15 protein-coding genes and 2 riboswitches are annotated in these 17,741 nt (G+C 47.6%); of the genes, 3 read left to right on the plus strand and 12 right to left on the minus strand.

Features of this window, described 5'->3' with window-relative positions; translation table 11 throughout:
- Positions 1-9: 9 nt before the first annotated feature.
- The 11 genes from PVA01S_RS06940 to PVA01S_RS06990 form a co-directional block, all read right to left on the minus strand.
- Positions 10-933: a phosphoglycerate dehydrogenase gene (locus tag PVA01S_RS06940; RefSeq protein WP_127606272.1), complete on the minus strand. Its 924-nt coding sequence runs from the start codon at positions 931-933 to the stop codon at positions 10-12.
- Positions 934-947: 14 nt separating this feature from the next.
- Positions 948-1,916, minus strand: a complete 969-nt coding sequence (locus tag PVA01S_RS06945) for a phosphotriesterase family protein (RefSeq protein WP_127606274.1) — start codon at positions 1,914-1,916, stop codon at positions 948-950.
- Complete coding sequence (locus PVA01S_RS06950) at positions 1,864-3,468, minus strand: xylulokinase (RefSeq protein ID WP_127606275.1); 1,605 nt, start codon at positions 3,466-3,468, stop codon at positions 1,864-1,866. Before PVA01S_RS06950 ends, PVA01S_RS06945 begins: the two co-directional genes overlap by 53 nt.
- 104 nt (positions 3,469-3,572) lie before the next feature.
- Positions 3,573-4,607 carry a zinc-dependent alcohol dehydrogenase family protein gene (locus tag PVA01S_RS06955; RefSeq protein WP_127606276.1) on the minus strand — a complete coding sequence of 345 codons (1,035 nt, stop codon included), beginning with the start codon at positions 4,605-4,607 and terminating at the stop codon, positions 3,573-3,575.
- 67 nt (positions 4,608-4,674) lie between these two features.
- A complete protein-coding gene (locus PVA01S_RS06960; protein WP_127606278.1) occupies positions 4,675-5,505 on the minus strand; it encodes a carbohydrate ABC transporter permease in 831 nt (276 codons plus the stop codon).
- Positions 5,502-6,386, minus strand: coding sequence for a carbohydrate ABC transporter permease (locus tag PVA01S_RS06965; protein WP_127606280.1), 885 nt, complete (start codon positions 6,384-6,386; stop codon positions 5,502-5,504). Before PVA01S_RS06965 ends, PVA01S_RS06960 begins: the two co-directional genes overlap by 4 nt.
- Before the next feature lie 70 nt (positions 6,387-6,456).
- On the minus strand, positions 6,457-7,857 hold the full coding sequence (locus PVA01S_RS06970) for an ABC transporter substrate-binding protein (protein WP_244932922.1): 1,401 nt from the start codon (positions 7,855-7,857) through the stop codon (positions 6,457-6,459).
- A 73-nt stretch (positions 7,858-7,930) separates the two neighbouring features.
- Positions 7,931-9,091: a Gfo/Idh/MocA family protein gene (locus PVA01S_RS06975; RefSeq protein ID WP_127606284.1), complete on the minus strand. Its 1,161-nt coding sequence runs from the start codon at positions 9,089-9,091 to the stop codon at positions 7,931-7,933.
- An 85-nt stretch (positions 9,092-9,176) separates the two neighbouring features.
- Entirely contained in the window at positions 9,177-9,593 is a 417-nt protein-coding gene (locus PVA01S_RS06980; RefSeq protein WP_127606286.1) for a cupin domain-containing protein, read from the minus strand.
- Positions 9,594-9,658: 65 nt separating this feature from the next.
- Entirely contained in the window at positions 9,659-10,714 is a 1,056-nt protein-coding gene (locus tag PVA01S_RS06985) for a zinc-dependent dehydrogenase (RefSeq protein WP_230876127.1), read from the minus strand.
- Between the two features lie 121 nt (positions 10,715-10,835).
- A complete protein-coding gene (locus PVA01S_RS06990; protein WP_127606287.1) occupies positions 10,836-12,152 on the minus strand; it encodes a hypothetical protein in 1,317 nt (438 codons plus the stop codon).
- 655 nt (positions 12,153-12,807) lie between these two features.
- On the opposite strand from PVA01S_RS06990, the gene PVA01S_RS26515 reads away from it, so the two are divergent.
- The gene (locus tag PVA01S_RS26515; protein ID WP_155614774.1) at positions 12,808-12,954 is read left to right on the plus strand and encodes a hypothetical protein; all 147 of its coding nucleotides are present in this window, start codon (positions 12,808-12,810) and stop codon (positions 12,952-12,954) included.
- 18 nt (positions 12,955-12,972) lie between these two features.
- Here PVA01S_RS26515 and PVA01S_RS06995 read toward each other — a convergent pair whose 3' ends face one another.
- Positions 12,973-13,155 (minus strand): hypothetical protein, encoded by a 183-nt coding sequence (locus tag PVA01S_RS06995; protein ID WP_127606289.1) that lies wholly within the window; start codon positions 13,153-13,155, stop codon positions 12,973-12,975.
- A 43-nt stretch (positions 13,156-13,198) separates the two neighbouring features.
- A riboswitch (cyclic di-GMP riboswitch) is annotated at positions 13,199-13,288 on the minus strand.
- Between the two features lie 1,185 nt (positions 13,289-14,473).
- Here PVA01S_RS06995 and PVA01S_RS07000 point away from each other — a divergent pair.
- The gene (locus PVA01S_RS07000; protein WP_127606291.1) at positions 14,474-15,940 is read left to right on the plus strand and encodes an aldehyde dehydrogenase family protein; all 1,467 of its coding nucleotides are present in this window, start codon (positions 14,474-14,476) and stop codon (positions 15,938-15,940) included.
- 183 nt (positions 15,941-16,123) lie between these two features.
- Positions 16,124-16,223, plus strand: a riboswitch (purine riboswitch).
- Between the two features lie 145 nt (positions 16,224-16,368).
- A complete protein-coding gene (locus tag PVA01S_RS07005; protein ID WP_127606293.1) occupies positions 16,369-17,667 on the plus strand; it encodes an NCS2 family permease in 1,299 nt (432 codons plus the stop codon).
- The last annotated feature ends 74 nt before the right edge of the window (positions 17,668-17,741 follow it).

Consider the following 17,741-nt stretch of genomic DNA (forward strand, 5'->3'; position numbering starts at 1 on the left):
TAGTTTTTTCTACAGATAATGGATGAGGTTGGCTGTAGCCATCATTCCCATTTCATGGATCGCCTCATAAGTAGATGCGGCACAATGTGAGCCGATGATGATATTGTCCAGTTCGAAAAACGATTTATGGCTTGGAGGCTCTTGTTCGAATACGTCTATGCCCGCGCCCCAAATTTTATTTTCTTGCAAGGCGTGAACCAACGCTTCTTCATCGATTAAACCGCCACGCGCCGTGTTTACAAGCACCGCCGTTTTTTTCATCATTTCAAACTGTGGATAGCTGATGATATGGCGGGTGTTCTCGTTTAACGGCAAATGCATGCTGATAAAATCCGACTCCCTGATCAGCGTTTCCAGGGATACATATTGAATCTGATGCTGCTTCGCATAGGCTTCATCTTTAATAGCATCATAGGCCAGCACCTTCATATGAAAGCCGTTCGCTCTGATCGCAACTCCTTTACCGATATGGCCAAGGCCGATTAAACCCAGTGTCTTTCCCCACATGTCAATTGTCGTCGTTTTGCCCCAATTCGATTTCTTGCATGCCTTGTCAATCATCGGCACTCTTCTGGCGACGCCCAGCATTAAAGCCATGGCATAATCGGCAACCGCTTCCTTATTGGCTCCGGCAGTAACCGTAACCGGAATTCCCCGCTCCCTGGCATAGTCCAAATCAATATTGTCCGTTCCTACCCCATACTTCGAAATCACTTTAAGGTTGGGGGCGTGCTGCAGCACCTCTTTGTCCAAAGGATCGACCCCAAGGATGATGCCGTCAATATCATGCATAAGCGGGATCATTTCCGATTTGCTCATGATTCTTCCATATGGGTTCATCACAATTTCATAGCCTTGATCCTTCAACCTGTCCAACGGCTCGGAGCTGCTCTTCCCGAAGGAACGGGGGGTGATCAGAACCTTCCGGTTCATGTCCATTCACATCCTCATTTGATATCAAACGCTTGAGCCGGATTATGTACCATCATTTTACGAACGGCCGCTTCCGGTACTCCATATTGCTGTAATAACGGCAAAAACCGGCGCGAAAGATGATCTAACCCGATCGTCCCGCCGTAACTTCGCAACCGATGACGGGTCGTATCCAGTCCTAATAAAATAAGATCCTCATATCCGCTTTCCACCATATGCCTGATTAAATCCGCTTCCTCTTCGTCGCTATGATACTTGTATCTGCCGATCGTATCGTATTCCAGATATACGCCAAGATCAGCCAGCTGTTTATGAATTTCAAGCTGGCCCAGATTGCGGTCTAAATGACAGACGATGATTTGATTCGCCGGCACGCCCTCCGTCCGGTACAAGTCGACCAACTGAACGGCTTGGACACAGGATTCGGTATGGCATAACAGAGGGGCGCCTGTTTCAACCGCGGCCCTGGCGGCGGCACGAAACCATTTCTTCTCGGGATCTTGTATCCGTTCCTCATCGATCGCCGTCTTAATGACCCCGGCTTGCGCATCAATGAAATCATTCGGCTCTCCGCGATCGGTTCCCGTGTACATGCCGACGGTTAATTCGTGCACAAACACCTCGTATAGCGCAGCTTCATCATAGGTGTGAATCCAATGCTCCGACGGGTAAAATATCATCTTGTGAAATCCCGTGGAGGCCACGATATGGGTGTCCGTCTCCTGGGCTGCCAAGACCAGGGACTTCTCCATCCTGCCGCATCCCAGAGGCTGAGCATCTACAAGGCTGCGTCCCCCAACCTCCTTAAACAGCAGCAGCTCTTGAATCGTTAAGGCGATATCGTCAATTCGCAGAGCCGCATTGACACGGGCCGGCTGCCCGTCCGCAATAAATAAATGTTCATGGCTATGGCAAAAACCTAATTGCTCGTTATGAATCGGACCTAACACGGTGTGAATGGCCAAACGTACCACGTCCTTCATCCATGGCCTTATAAATGGGCGTTAATTTTTCAACAAGCATGTGATAACAATCTGCATAGCTTTGGTAATTCGTTATATGGTGAGGGTTAGGCGCCACCGTGCTATGGGGATAAACCATGCGGTTCATCGTATCCGCGATATCCGGATAGAACCCGACGCCATACCCCGCAATGACGGCAGTCGCAACTGTAGCCGTGTCGCTGTTGTTTAGCGTCGTATAGGGCACGTTCATTACATCGGCTTTGATCGAGTTGAACAGCTCGCTCTTGGCCCCGCCTCCGACGACATTGACATGGGTGAAGTGAAGACCTGGAATCAACTGTTTCAGCGTAGCCAAATAACCTTGATATTCGTAAGCAATCGATTCGAGAATCGACCGGTACATGTGGCCGTTACGATGCGACCAATTGAGTCCAAGCCAGCTGCCTCTCAAGAAGGGATTGTTGGGACAAGCTCTTCCGGCAAAATGAGGAATAAAAAAAATCCCGTCGCTTCCCACCCTTACATGAGCCGCCTGCGCATTTAATTCATCGAACGGGAGGCTCCCTTCCTGCGCTGCAAGGAGGTCTCTAAACCACGCCAAACATTGCCCTCCCCCGTTGATATAAGCTAGCGGATTCCATAGCCCGGGAATGACGGAGCGCGCGTAAATTAATGTTTTCGTATTCACATCCGGCTTATATTCATCTACGCAGCAGCTTAACACAGACGCGGTTCCCGCCACATCCAGAATGGCGCCTTTGGTCGTAATGCCGGCTCCGAGAATGGTAGCAGCGGTATCCCCGCAACCGGCCACGATCGGAGTGCCCTCCAGTAAACCGCACTTGTCGGCATAACATTTGGATAAATATCCAATGACGTCCCACGGATTGACAATGCGGGGCATCTTGTCTTTGCTGACCTGGAAAGCATCGAGCAAATCGTCCGACCACGAATGATTCGAGACGTCACTGAAGCCGGAAAAATGCAGATGGGTATAGTCTATAAAAGCGTTATCCGCTTTAAGCCCCGCCAAACGCCCCGCAACATAAGCTGTCGGAAGGACAAATTTTTCAATTTTACGATAAGTTTCCGGCCTTTCGTGCTTCCACCATAACACCTTGGGGCCGTGAGCATACGTAACCGGGCAGCCCGTAATCCGGATAAACGGCTCTTCCCCCCATTCTTTAATCAGGGGCATATATTTCTCGCATCGGGTATCCAGCCATGAATCATACGGTGTTACCGCATTCCAATCGCGATCGATCCCCATAATGCCGGCCATCTGTCCATCCAGGCCGATGGCAGCGACTTGGCCGGGCTCGACACCCGAGCGTTTCATCACTTCGGTCATCCCGTCTACGACAGAAGCGAACATTTCTTCAGGCATTTGTTCGACAATCCCGTGGTCCAGGCGTATCAGATTCGAGGGCACAAATGAATTCGTTACGATGCTGCCTCCATCATTAACTAAAGAGACCTTGGTTCCCTGAGTACCGATATCGATCCCGATAAAAAATTGGGTTTGGGTCATGTAGACAAGCAGTCCCTTCCAATATGGTTTAGCGTACACGGGCTGCCCCCGATATCAAACGATGAGCCGGGTCCTATCAAATTCACGACTTCCGGGGGCAGCGCATGCGTCTTCAAGGAAAATGCCTTTCCTTTCCGGGCAGGTCAATCCCAGACAAAGACGGCTTTATCCGTGACTCGTTCATCAAACAGGCGGAAGGCTTCGGCAGCCTGTTCAATATTAAATCTATGGGTAATATACCGGTCCACCGGAATGTTATGGTCGATAACAAAGTTGGCGATTTCCTCGAACATCCAAATCGGGTGAATCCAAATACCGTACACTTTCAATAATTTCCGGATCATTTGTTCGCTTGGATTTATCGTAGTCGCACTCGTCTCGCCGATCAAAGCAACGGACCCCATCTTACGCACGCTATCCAGAGCGGCGTTCTGGGCGGCAGGGTTCCCCGAGCTGTCAATCGCCTTATCTACCCCTTCGCCATGCGTCAATTCGCGCAAAACTTCTACCGCATCTTCTTTCGTACTGTTAATGACGACATCCGCTCCCAATTCTTTGGCCATTTCAAGCCTGGAATCGAGTACGTCGACGGCGATGACTCGGGCTCCACGCGCTTTTGCAATCAATACCCCGGCGCTGCCCATCGGTCCCAGACCGAAAATCGCTAACGTATCGTTGCCGGATACGCCCAACGTTTTTTGCGCGTGATATTGAGTCCCCATATTGTCCAGCAGAAGAGCGCCCGTTTCATAAGACATCGGATCGGGAAGCTTCAGACAATTTTGCGCCGGGACGACCATATAATCGGCATCTCCGCCGTCCACGTCAAAACCGACACATTTCCACTGCGAACACAAGGATAAATAACCGCTCAGGCAGTACGTGCAATGCCCGCAGCCAATGGCCAGATAGACGGCGACGCGGTCTCCGGGCTGCAGCCCTCTAACCCCCGGACCGATCTCGACGACATCGCCCGCAGGCTCATGGCCGGGAATGATGGTGCCTGTCTTGGCCGCTTCCCCGCCTACGAGCGGCTTCCCGCCGTAGTACAGACTCATATCGCTTCGGCAAATCGCCGATGCACGCATGCGGACCAAGACTTGGCCGTCCCCCGGCACAGGTTTCGGACGGTCGACGACTTGAACTTCTTTTTTTCCAGGTAAAATTACGGCTCTCATTTTCAACGTCTCCTTCAGCATGAGCATTATTTTAGCAAGCAAGCCGCAATAACGGCGTTGCTTGGTGCTAACCTTTGACAGCCCCCATCGTAAGTCCCCGCACCATTTTGCGCTGCAGGATGATCGTGATGATCGCGACCGGCAAGACGATCATCGTTCCTGCCGCTCCGATTTGTCCCCACAGCACGCTGACGGGCGTCGCATATTCATTAAGTCCGACAGGCGCAGTCCTTACCGTGGAACCGGACAACAAATTGGCGAACAAAAATTCATTCCAGGAAAAAATAAACGATAACAAGCCCGTAGACACGAGACCAGGCCCGATAATCGGGAAAATAACGCGAACAAACGCCGTAAAGCGGTTGCATCCATCCACCAGCGCGGACTCCTCGATTTCCCCGGGCACATCTTTATAAAAGCCGTATAACAGCCAAACGGCCAGCGGCAGATTCATGAAGGTATACACTAAAATAAGCGAAGTATAGGTGTCGAGCAGCCCTAATTTAGAGAACACGAGATAGATCGGCAGGATAGCTACGATGGGCGGAACGATACGCAGCGTCAAAATCCAGGACAGGACATTTTTCGCGCCTTTTAAACGATATCTGGCGTACGGATACGCGATACCGCTTCCGAACAAGAGAGCCAGCACTGTGGAGAGGAAAGAGATATACAAGCTGTTCAGCAAATATTTCATAAAGTCCCGCTCAAACAGCACCGTTTGATAGTTGGAAAAGGTAGCCTTAAACAACCATTTGGGCACCGAGGCGTAGGCGTCGACCTGCTGCTTCAGCGATGTCAGAACCATCCATACTATAGGGAAAATAAAAACGAGCATCGCGATTATAATGACCGCGTAATTCAGGACGGTGACCGGCTTGCTCGGAGATGACCTCATGATCTGCCCTCCACTTCGAATAAATCAAACTTTTTCAAAACCAGCGTCAGCAGGGTGACGACAATCACGAGGAGAACGATACATATGGCGGCACCATAACCGAAATCGAGAAATTTGAACCCCCGGTCATACACGATCCAGCTCATCGTCGAAGTAACGTTAATGGGGCCTCCCTTGGTCATCATATAAATCGAGTCGTAAATTCGAATCGCATCAATCGTCCTTAACAATAAAGCGATATAAATAATTCTGGACAACTGCGGAATTGTGATATAGCGGAACGATTGCCAGGAGGACGCGCCGTCGATCATGGCCGCCTCATAAGGCTCATCCGGAAGTCCTTTAAGTCCTGCCAATAAAATAATCATCATAAACGGCGTCCACTGCCAAATGTCGGTAACAATTAAAGCAGGCAGCGCCAGATGCGGTTCGGATAGCCAAGCGGTTCTGGACATGCCCAGCAGCTCTATAAAATAATTGAAAATTCCATATTGATCATTCATCATAAACCGAAACATCAGCCCGACGACCGTAGGCGCCATGGCAATCGGAAGCAGCACGACGGACTGATAAAATCGTTCTCCCGAAGTAAGTCTATTCAATATAACGGCCAATACCAGTCCGATGGCAAATTCCAGGATGACCGTGCTGACTACGAAAATAAATGTCACCTTGAGCGCATTCCAAAAATTGTGATCCTGGAATACATCGATATAGTTATCCAATCCAATGAACGGATTCACCGCACTGATGGGGCTGTATTGCTGAAAACTGATTTTGAATAGAAAAACAGTCGGGTAGACGGAAAAGAGAAGAAGCAGCAGCATGCCCGGGACCATGGCCAAATACGGCCCGCTGTATCGCAATCCAAATTTTTTCATGATTTATTCTCCCGATTCCTAATGGAGGGGGAGGGGGGTCCCCCTCCAATCGATTTCCAACATGGACTTATCATTTCATCATTTTATTAACCGCTTCATCCGCTTTTTTCAACGCCTCTTCGACTGACATGCGTTTGTGCTGAGCGGCGCTCAAGTATTCGGATACCGTCGTCTCCCACTTCTCATCCTGAGGGAACCAAGGACGGGCTTTTGTTGTTTTCATCGTCTCTTTAAGCGCATCGTAACGGCGGAATTGCTTGACATTCGTTCCGTCGATTAGCTTGTTGGTTAAAGCGGGATCGGAGTACGATTCTTCACGCACCGGGTCCCCTGCGCCCAGCAGGGCCTGGTTCACGTCGTTTTCTTTCGACTCCAGCCAAGCCATAAATTTAAAGGCTTCATCGGAGTTCTTCGACGATTTCGGAATGACCATAGGCCAGGACGAATAATCGGCGACGGATTTCTTCATAGCGGGCGTTTGCGCGAAATCCCATTTCCCAAGCGTTTTGGACTTGGTGGGATCATCGACTTCAAATGCTGACCAGGACCAGTGAATCGCCATAGCCAATCTGCCTTGAGCGGCGTCGGAAGCCACTTCGACGAACGTATAATCATTAATGCCCGGAGGCGAAAACTGCAGCAGATCGACCCAGGTTTTCGTCGCTTCGATGGACTCCGGTGTGGACAAGGACGATTTCATCGTATTCCAGTCAAATACATCGCCCTCATTCGAATAAAGGAAGGTCAGCCACGTATGTACATTCCCGAACCCTTTGCTGGCCTGGGCCGCCCAACCGTATATTTTTTGCCCGTCCACGACTTTGCCGTTGAAAAATTCGGACGCATCACGGAATTCCTTCATCGTTTTCGGAGGAGCCAAATCATATCCGTACTTGGCTTTAAATTCTTGCTTAAAGGTCTCATTATTGAATAAATCCGAACGGTACCAGAGCAAATGAGGATGTACCGTTTGCGGTAAACCGTAAATCGTGCCGCCTTCGCCGAAAGAACCGTTTTTTCCGTTCCATTGTCCTGCGGCCAAAGCTTTCGGCAATAATTTGGAAGTATCAAAATGATACGTTTTGATCATATCGTCCAAGGGCACGAGGCTGTTTTGCGACGCGAACTCGGGGATCCAGTTGTAATCGACGCTGAAAAGGTCATAGTTTGCTTTACCGGCAATTGACGTGGCGATTTTCTGATAAATGACATCGCGTCCGACCAGCTCGACGTTCACTTTGACTCCCGTTTCTTTCTCATATTGCTTGGCTAATTCTTGTACGCTGGTCCCCCAAGTGGAAGCAAGGAAAACGCTGTTTAAGGTTACGGGTTCGCCGGTTTTCGGAGTCCCGCCGGATTCCGAAGCCGAGGCGCCGGCATGATTCGCGGGACTGCTCCCGGGTTCAGTGGAGCATGCGCTAAGCAGAAGCAGAGTGCTTAATAAAATCATGAATGAAAAATTTTTTTTCACTCTCAAAGTCGTACCCTCCAGAAATTTCTATTGAAATGAAATCGCTTACAATCAATCTTTGAACAGCCCGCCCTTAAACATTTTCCCATGTTAGAGATTGAATCGATTTCGTAACCGCATCGAGCACTTTATTGTTCATCACGCCATCGTAAAAGTTTGGATACACCTGCTGCTTATCCTTGATCGCTTTGAAGAAGTCTGCAAATTCATTCACAAATGTGTTTTGGTAGCCGATGATATGTCCCGGCGGCCACCAGGCATTGATATACGGATGAACATCTTCCGTCACCATAATGCGTCTAAAGCCTTGCACTTCCAGATCATCTTCGTTAGACCAGAATTCCAATTCGTTCATGCGTTCAAAGTCGAAGACGAGCGATCCCTTGCTTCCGTTAATTTCAATGCGTTGATGATTTTTTCGTCCGCCGGCAAATCTCGTTGCTTCGAAAGTTCCGACCGCCCCGTTTTTAAATTTAGCCAGGAAGGCTGTCGTATCGTCAACCGTAACCGCTTCATATTCCGTCATTTCGCCTTTTGCCGTTAGCTTGGAGCTTAATTGATCATCGACTTTCACCTTGGGGCGTTTGTCCACAAACGTTTTCTCCATGCCGACCACTTTATCGATCTCTCCGACCAAATATCTCGCCAAATCGACGATGTGCGCATTTAAATCCCCGTGCGGCCCAGACCCTGCAACCTTCTTATTCAGCTTCCAGCTCGCAGGGAAGTTAGGATCAAGCAGCCAATCCTGCAAATATACGCCTCTGAAGTGGTGAATGTCCCCCAGCCGTCCATCCTGAATAAGCTTTTTGGCAAGCCCGATCGCCGGTACTCTCCGGTAATTGTGGCCCAGCATATGGACAATTCCGGCTTGTTCCGCAGCTTCAAACATACGGTGCGCTTCATGAGCGTCCATCGCTAACGGTTTCTCGCAAAAAATATGCTTCCCTGCTTTCGCCGCTTCAAGAGCGATTTCGATATGGGAAGACGTCGGCGTTGCAATATCGATCACGTGGATGTCTTCCCGATGAATTACATCTCTCCAGTCGGTAGCAAATTCTTCCCAGCCGAACCTTTCCGCCGCCTGCTTGACCAAATGCTCCGTTCTGCCGACAATTACTTTTTTGACGGGCTTCACGCCATGATCGAAGAAGAACGGCACATTCTCAAATGCATGGCTATGTGCCTTCCCCATAAAGTTATAACCAATTAACGCAACATTGATCTCTTGCACAAATGGACACCTCTCCTGTGAAATTTCAATCCATCGCATGCGTTATGAAAGAAAGGGCGTTAAGCACTTTCTTCATCAATCGGTATTAATGCTGTTTGCTCTTCTTATCTTTCTTGTCAAATACCGCTTCAATAACAATAATTCTTAAATCGGAGTCGCCAATGTTCCGGAAGGTATGCTTGCTTCCGCTTTTGGTCAGACACGCGGTGCCGGGATCCATAACAAACGTGTCTCCGTCAACCGTCATTTCCCCTTTGCCTTCCACAACGTAGTAAATCTCTTCATTACCCACATGAGGGTGCAAACCGATTGTTGTGCCTATAGGCAGCGTCGTTTCATGCATAAAATTGATGAGCGAGTCAAAATCTTCCGGATTTCCGGGAACAGGGAGCAGCGGTTCATAGCCCAGCAGTTGTCTGACGAGAATCGTCCCTTGACCATCATGGCACTCATCCACCGGAAAATTCACTACATCGTTTCTTCCTCTCACTACATAAGCCATTTCGAATCAACTCCTCAGTATAATTTATATAAATGAAAGTACTGCCGATAGGGGTAACACGCCCATCAACCGATGGAAATGACATTTTTCAAGCCTATACCTCTTGTTGCGTGATCGAAGGCGTTATTGATTTGATCCAGGCTGAAATTAGCCGAAATCAGCGATTTTACATCAACCAAACCGTGTTTAACAAAATCAAGCGCTTGAACATATTGCAAAATGCTCGACCTTGTACTTCCTGTTACAATGACTTGTTTGTAGTGAATCAGGTTGGTGTTCAACGGAACAATTTCCTTTTCTTTGGGAAGACCGCCGAAGAAATTGATTCTTCCGTTCATGGCCACCAATTCAAGCGAGCTTGCTTGAACTTGAGGTACCGGGCAGGCCGTAATTACGACTTCTACGCCTTCGCCATTCGTGATGTCAGCTACGTAATTCCTCAAGTCGTCAGAAGACACGGTTATAATAAAATCGTCAATCTGACGGCACATTGCCATCCGCTCTTCGGAAATATCATTCATAATGACTTTAGAAGCTCCGGCCATCTTGGCCAGCTTGGCATGCATTAATCCGATGGGACCGGCACCGATGATCAGCACGTGATCCCCGGGTTTAATATCCACCTTCAGGAACCCGTTGTACACACATGCCAAAGGCTCAACGAGAGCCGCTTCTTCGAAAGATACATGATCCGCCAACGCGCAAATGTTCCCCTGCCTTACCGCTGATTCGGGAATTTTCACGTATTGGGTAAAGCCTCCATGAATATTGATGCCAAGAGCTTGATATTCCTTGCATAAATGAGTATTGCCGCTTACACACTGCCTGCACATCCCGCAGCCCATATTAGGAGCCACGGTCACTCTCATGCCAGGCTCATACTTCTTTACGTTTTTTCCAACCTGTTTAATAACACCTGCCATCTCATGTCCTAAAATTCTTGGCGTAGCACTGCTGATGCCGGCGTAGCCGTTATTAAACATTCGGACATCCGTACCGCAAATGGCAGCCTTCTTTACCTCCAGTAACACTTCATTCTCGGTTATTACCGGATCTGCAATTTCCTCCAGCCGCAAATCTTTGGGGCCATACAACATAGCTGCTAGCATCTTCTCATTCATCCTTTCCGAATGCGTTCGTCTCTGTTCTCTTTTATCGTTATATCTTATTTTTACTTATTGTTTTCTTGTTTTTATTATATTTTATTGTCATTTGTTAGTCAATCACTATTTTTTATAAAAATTAGATTTCTTCGATCTGCATATCCAACACGCGAAGCACCATATCCATCTCTACCTTTTTATGTCCCGGAATCAATATGCCGTGGTGCGAATAAAGCGCATTCATCAGCTTGTGACCGTCGTTAATTTGAATTAATGCGCCATTCCTGCAGTCCGAACCGGGATATCCGACGTATTCCTTCAGGGCGCCTTCGACGACCAGCATTTTTCCAAGTGTTGGATGCAGTTCCGCAATCGTAATTTCACCGATCGGGTAACGCGCGTCGATGGCCGTTGCCTGTTCATCCACGATACCCAGCACCTTCGGCCTTAATGTCCATTCTGACGCAAACGATCTGGGCATACAAGCAAAATAGCCGCAATGGCCGACCAGAATATGATTTTCAGGCTCTTCGACATCAGGAAATTGGTCTATCTTTTCATGCTTGATAGCTGCCATTCCAGCCAGGAAAGGGTATAGGTTACTCATCACGACAGGCGCCTTCAAGGACTTATGTAGAATAAATTTGTTAAGCAGCGACATGATATCGCCTTCACAAGCCCACATGACTCCTTTTTCTTCATACAGCATGCTCCATGTCATGCAAGGCGTCGTATCCGAATAGAACGATTCGTTCAGACAGTTCATGCCTACACCCCGGATCGTTTCATCGAGTTCAATTTCCTGCTTGACAGCGATATACATTTTCACAGCGTTTTTTAGCGCCCTGGGTGCAACGCCTTCCGTATGATGATTCCATGCCTTAAGAACCTGTTCCGCTTCCGTGTCCGGAATATCTTTGGCATCCTGGGCAAGCTTCTTGAAGCTTTTTTTCACGACGGTAATCCCGAATTTATCTTTAATTCGCCGGATACACTCTTCTTCCCACCAAAAGAAACGCTTGAAAATACTAGCCTGCATCCCGTCGCCCGGATTGTCTTGAAAAATAAGAAACTTCGTCTCTCTCATCTGGCTTTTGACAGCCAAAGTCCGGCAAATGGTTTTCGTTAGATCAAGACTATATGGAGCAAATGTCTCGATACCTTCCGCTTTAAAAAATGTTATAATTTCCCAGTCCCACATCGCAACCGTTCCAAATTCCGACGTTACAATCAGAAATGGCTTATTGATTTTTTTCAGCTGTTCGATTTCTCGATAAGCTTCTCCCACCAATTGCGGAAAAATAACGGCATCCGCTTCGGGAATTGGTGAGCCGAGCGCGACTGGCTCTAAAATTTCGGCTTCCTCGGCCAGCATCTCTCTTAACCTGTTTACCTGGTCATCAAATTCTTTATTTCTTTCGGACTTGAAGTACATGGGAACTAATTGCGCTTTCATATCATATCACCTCTAACCTTTCATTTATTATTGTTTTGTATCTAATATTATTTTATTTTATTACATTTTATTCTGTCAATGTTTAAATGAATAACGTTTATTTCCGCCAAACCCATACAGCGCTTTCATTCTTCAATCCAACACCTGTAGCCTAATCATAGGTTCTTTCCCATTATTAAACAATTCATCGAAATTGAGTTTAAATTATACTATATTGTGTTGATTTGCCTGCGAAATAAAAAGAAGGCTACAAAGTCCTTAGACCTTGTAACCTCCAGATCCGCTAACTCCATTGCGCGGCACCGTATCCAGGAGCATGGGGATTAAGCAAAGATACCGAAGAACGGCCGGAAGCGCCCTCCAATGGGAGCTGTGACGGGCGCCTTGATTGATAGATAAAGACGTGCCGACATTACAATGCAGACGGACTACGGGGCGAGCTTTTCTATCGCAATGGTTTGCTTGGGAGCGGCTCAGGCTGGGCTTCCATACGGAGCATACTGAAAGGATCAGGGAGCGGACTTCGAGAGGCGAAGACTTGCGTCAAATAAAGATCAGAATTTTTTTAGATTTGTACAGCCATTCTTCGACAGCTTTTTCCCGTTATTCCATTATAATAGTACTATAAACAGGTTTACAGGAGGTCATGATCATCGTGCCGCATAGCTCAAACTTCCAATTAGTAGCCGCTGAATTAGACATCATTAAAGTCGGGATTAAACTCGGGCTTGATATCGAACAGCTGCTTGCAGCCGTTATGACAGACAAAGACTCCGAAGAAATAAAGGATCATTTCAAATAACAAGGCGACCGTTTCCGGTCACCTTTGCGGGTCGTTCTTTTTTTCCAGTTCCTCTCTCAGATACATAATAAAGCGAATAGACTCTGCTTCCGTTAATCGCTTGCCTTCGAAGGTAAAATGAAATTGACGAAGTATTTCCTCTACATTGAGATGCAGCATATCAACCAGCTGCTGAACTTCCATGTCTACTTTTCCCAACATCGATTTCCTCCTCCGTTAATCCACAATGGTCAACGGGCGTCATTTCGGCAGCTGGCAAGCGTTCTGGACTTCGTCCAAATTAGCCCCTATAGCTTTGCGTCATCATCTTTCGATGATTTTGCCGTTTGTCGTTGACTTCATCTGTACTTCTACTATACCTAATATTTCCATACCCTACAATATAACGAATCATATTTTATCCAGCGCTTAATCAATTATTTATACTTTTTCACAGCAATCATGAGGGTTCTGTCAAATTTTTTGTCCGACTGCCGTTTATAACCGGTATTTGTTGTTTAAAATGTTATTGACCAGCTTATATCACATGGGGTTGGATGGCTGCCTTAACCATTTACACCGATCTCTCATTCGGTTTCATTTTGGATCTGTATAATTTTGTTGAGCCTACGGTGAATTTTGCCGATCTCCCCCTTCAAGCGTTACTGCCTCCTTCTATAGGCCTTATTTTCCTCAATTTTATGCCCAAAAAAGTGCAGCACTTCTTTTTTTATCTGATAGGAGTCGTACTCATTTCCATTCCTTTTGAATATTTGTCGATTTTAACCGGTTACCTGATATATAAAGGGTGGAAGCTATGGTATTCCGTCCCCTTCTACCTATTCGGTATGATTTATTTAAGATGGCACTTGTTTTACTTGAGAAAACGACATCCTTAAATCATAATGGCCTGATCATAACTTGCAGGCATAGCATACCTCCCCTTCATTCTATATAACCCGCAGGTCCGGTCCTTGAAACAGGAGATCGAAAACAATTTTGCACAAACAGCAGTAACGAAGTGGCGATCCTTCATTTTCGGAAAAGCGAATGTGCTCCATCGGTTGAGGCGAATATCGAGGAGCTTGAGCCTGTAAGGAGCGGGGCGTAACCGATCCGCGAGACGGGAACAGCGGCGAATGATTTTATACGTTACGGATGTGGACAGCAGTTGGAATATTGGTATTGAATTGGAATATACTCCCATGGTAACATAGTCCTATCAAGTTGTTTCATTAACACCATGTCGAATAGTTTGAATCGGGAGTCAAATACCAAAATTTCAATAAGGAGGATGAGACGAGGATAAGTGGATCAAAGAACCGTTTACCCGATCATATGCAAATCAGTTTTGTAAGCGATTACATATTTGAGTATTATCCTGCCTTCTTCTGCCATTCCCCTTGTCAGGCGTCTTCAACGAATGAACTTATCGCTGGCAATAAATGAATGTCGATTCATAAAAGACATATCGCTGCATACATATTGAACGAATAACTGGAACGAAAAACGCTCAAACCTTATGAAGGAGGACAAGTCTATGAGTCTGGCTATTTCGAAATCATACGGCAAACAGTTTATCGCGGGGGTTTGGAAGGACGGGTCGAGCGGTAAAACGTATCAGGATCTGAATCCATACAACAATGAAGTCGTCGCCACCTTCATTCTTGGAAATGAAACGGATGTGGACGAAGCTTACTCCGCGGCCAAAGAAGCGCAGAAGGCATGGAAAGAAACCTCGGTTGAGGCGAAAAAACAAGTGCTGATGCGTGCTGCGGAACTGCTTGAACAAAGAAAAGATGAAGTAGCGGCCATCATGATCAAGGAAACAGGAAGTTCTATGGCCAAAGCCCAAATTGAAATTAAAAACAGCGCAGGCATCATTCGGGCCGCAGCGCAGTATCCCGAACTGATGACGAATCCGCGAGTCAATCCGTCCGTCATTCCGGGTAAGGAAAATTTGATCTACCACGTTCCGGTTGGCGTCATTGGCGTCATTTCACCGTTTAATTTTCCGCTCGTGCTGTCCATGCGCAGCGTAGCTCCGGCTATCGCGACGGGAAATGCCGTCGTATTGAAGCCCGATATTCAAACTGCCGTTTCCGGCGGTCTCGTCATTGCCGAAATTTTTGAAGAAGCCGGTCTCCCTAAAGGCGTGCTGAATGTCCTCACCGTGGATATTGCCGATATTGGCGATTACTTTATCGCGCACCCTGTTCCGAAAGTCATATCCTTCACCGGTTCGACTGCAGTCGGCCGCCACGTCGGAGAAGTGGCAAGCCGAAACTTAAAACGCGTGTCACTCGAGCTTGGCGGCAACAGCCCCTTCGTGGTGCTGGAAGACGCCGACTTGGAGAAAGCGTTAAGCGCAGCGCTCTTCGGCAAGTTTTTTCACCAAGGGCAAATTTGTATGATTACGAATCGGATCTTCGTGCATCGCTCCCTTTACGATCAATTCGTCAGCAGCTTTGTAGAAAGGGCGCAAAAAATTCCGTACGGCGATCCTAGCGTCGATCCCAACGTCTTTATCGGGCCGATTATTAATGAAAAACAGATGCAAAAGGTGCTGAACGTCATTGAAGCAGGGAAAACAGAAGCGCGTTTGGTGCTGGAAGGACAACGAATTGGGAATGTGCTGACGCCGTTTGTATTCGCTGATGCGAAAAATGACAGTACCCTGGCTCAAACCGAAATTTTCGGCCCCGTAGCCACGATTATTCCGTTTGATACCGAAGAAGAAGCGCTCGCCCTAGCGAATGATACGCCGTACGGACTATCGGCCTCCGTTTTCACCAGCGATTTGGAACGAGGCATCGAGTTTGCCCGTCACATTGAAAGCGGCATGGCCCACGTGAATGATCAGACCATCAATGACGATCCTAACGCTCCTTTCGGCGGTGAAAAAGCGTCCGGCCTCGGCCGATTTAACGGAGAATGGATCTTTGAGGAATTTACAACCCGGAAGTGGGTATCGGTCCAGCGGGAATATCGGGATTTCCCGTTCTAGAACGAAAGCCGAATCGAGAAACCTGTGCCTTGTTAAGGCATGGGTTTCTTTCATTTCAACAAACATCGTAAAAACCGAACGTATTAGTCTAATTGTTGTAAAGTGTTCGGAAATTTACGAAAAAATATGAGAAAAACATTGACACCGGGTATATCCGTCATTTAATCTATGGAAGGATCAATTGAATGAAATGACAGACAAGTTCGTATATCCTCAATAATATGGTTTGAGGGTTTCTACAAGGAGCCAAAGAATCCTGACTACGAATATGGGATACGTGTATCTGCTATCCTATATTCGCAGTCAGGATTTTATTTTTTCCACATTACTAAGCGATCCCAAGTAAGGAGAGAATGGATAAGGCAATGCTCGATTGTCTGTGATGAGGCTGGAGCAACCCTGTCCTATTTAAATTGGAGGCGAGATGAATGAAGAGCTTGTTTAAGTTGGAAGAACGAGGCACATCGATTTCGACCGAGCTGATGGCCGGTGTCACTACATTTTTAACGATGGTATACATCGTTATTGTGAATCCCGGCATTCTGAGCAAGGCGGGGATGGATTTCCATGGTGTGTTCATTGCGACAGTGCTCGCGAGCATTGTCGCAACGCTGATTATCGGGGTATTTGCCAACTACCCGATCGTGATAGCGCCAGGCATGGGGTTGAACGCTTACTTTGCCTTTAGTGTTGTGGGGGGCGGCGGCGTTTCATGGCAAGTTGCGCTTGGCGCCGTATTTGTGGCGGGGATCTTGTTTGTGCTGTTATCGCTGACCTCGTTCCGCTATATGCTGCTGGATGCGATTCCTTCAAGCCTGAAACATGCCATTACGGCGGGCATCGGCTTATTTATCACGTTTATCGGGCTGCAAAACGCTAAAATTATTGTCGATTCTCCGGCCACCTTAATCACCCTTGGGAATTTGAAGGAACCCATGACGATGTTAACGATTATCGGACTGGCTGTTTCCCTTATCCTCATGGCTTATCAGGTTAAAGGATTTCTTTTTGTGGGCATGCTGATCACCGCAATTCTGGCTTGGTTCCTGGGGCTGCTTCATTTTCCGGATGCTTGGGTATCCTGGCCGACCGGACTTGCGGCAACGGCCTTCCAGTTAGATATCGCCGGGGTGTTTACAAACGGTCTATATGCGGTTGTGTTTACCTTTTTGCTGATTACGCTGTTCGATACGACGGGAACGATGCTGGGGGTTGCGGAGCAAGCCGGACTGCTGAAGGATAATAAATTCCCGCGTTCACGGGGGGCGCTCGTTGCAGACGCCATAGGCACAACCGCCGGCGCTCTCCTCGGAACAAGTCCGACATCCGCTTATATTGAGTCCAGCTCCGGAGTTGCCGTAGGCGGGCGAACGGGTCTCACCGCTGTAACCGTCAGCGTGCTGCTTGCGCTTACGCTATTCTTCTCGCCGACGGTTGCCGTGCTTGCCAATATTCCTGCGATAACAGCTCCGGCATTAATTATTGTCGGTTTTCTCATGATGAATGTCTTGCGGAAAATTGATTGGCACGATCTGGAGGAAGCCTTCCCTGCTTTTCTTATTGTTGTACTGATGCCGCTAACCTACAGCATTGCTACGGGAATCGGCATCGGGTTCATCGTCTATCCGATCTTAAAGCTTGTTCGTGGTAAAAGGAAAGACGTTCATCCGATTTTTTATGCGTTCGCCGTGTTGTTTTTTATTCAAATTGTGTTTTTCAGTCATTGAGACAGGAAGTCATTCATGGGGTTCCCGGTATCCGAAACGCAGGAATGCAAAAAGGCTGCCCAGCGGCAGCCACT

It is taken from the genome of Paenibacillus validus NBRC 15382 (genome assembly GCF_004000985.1).
GTDB classification, from domain to species: Bacteria; Bacillota; Bacilli; order Paenibacillales; family NBRC-103111; genus Paenibacillus_G; species Paenibacillus_G validus.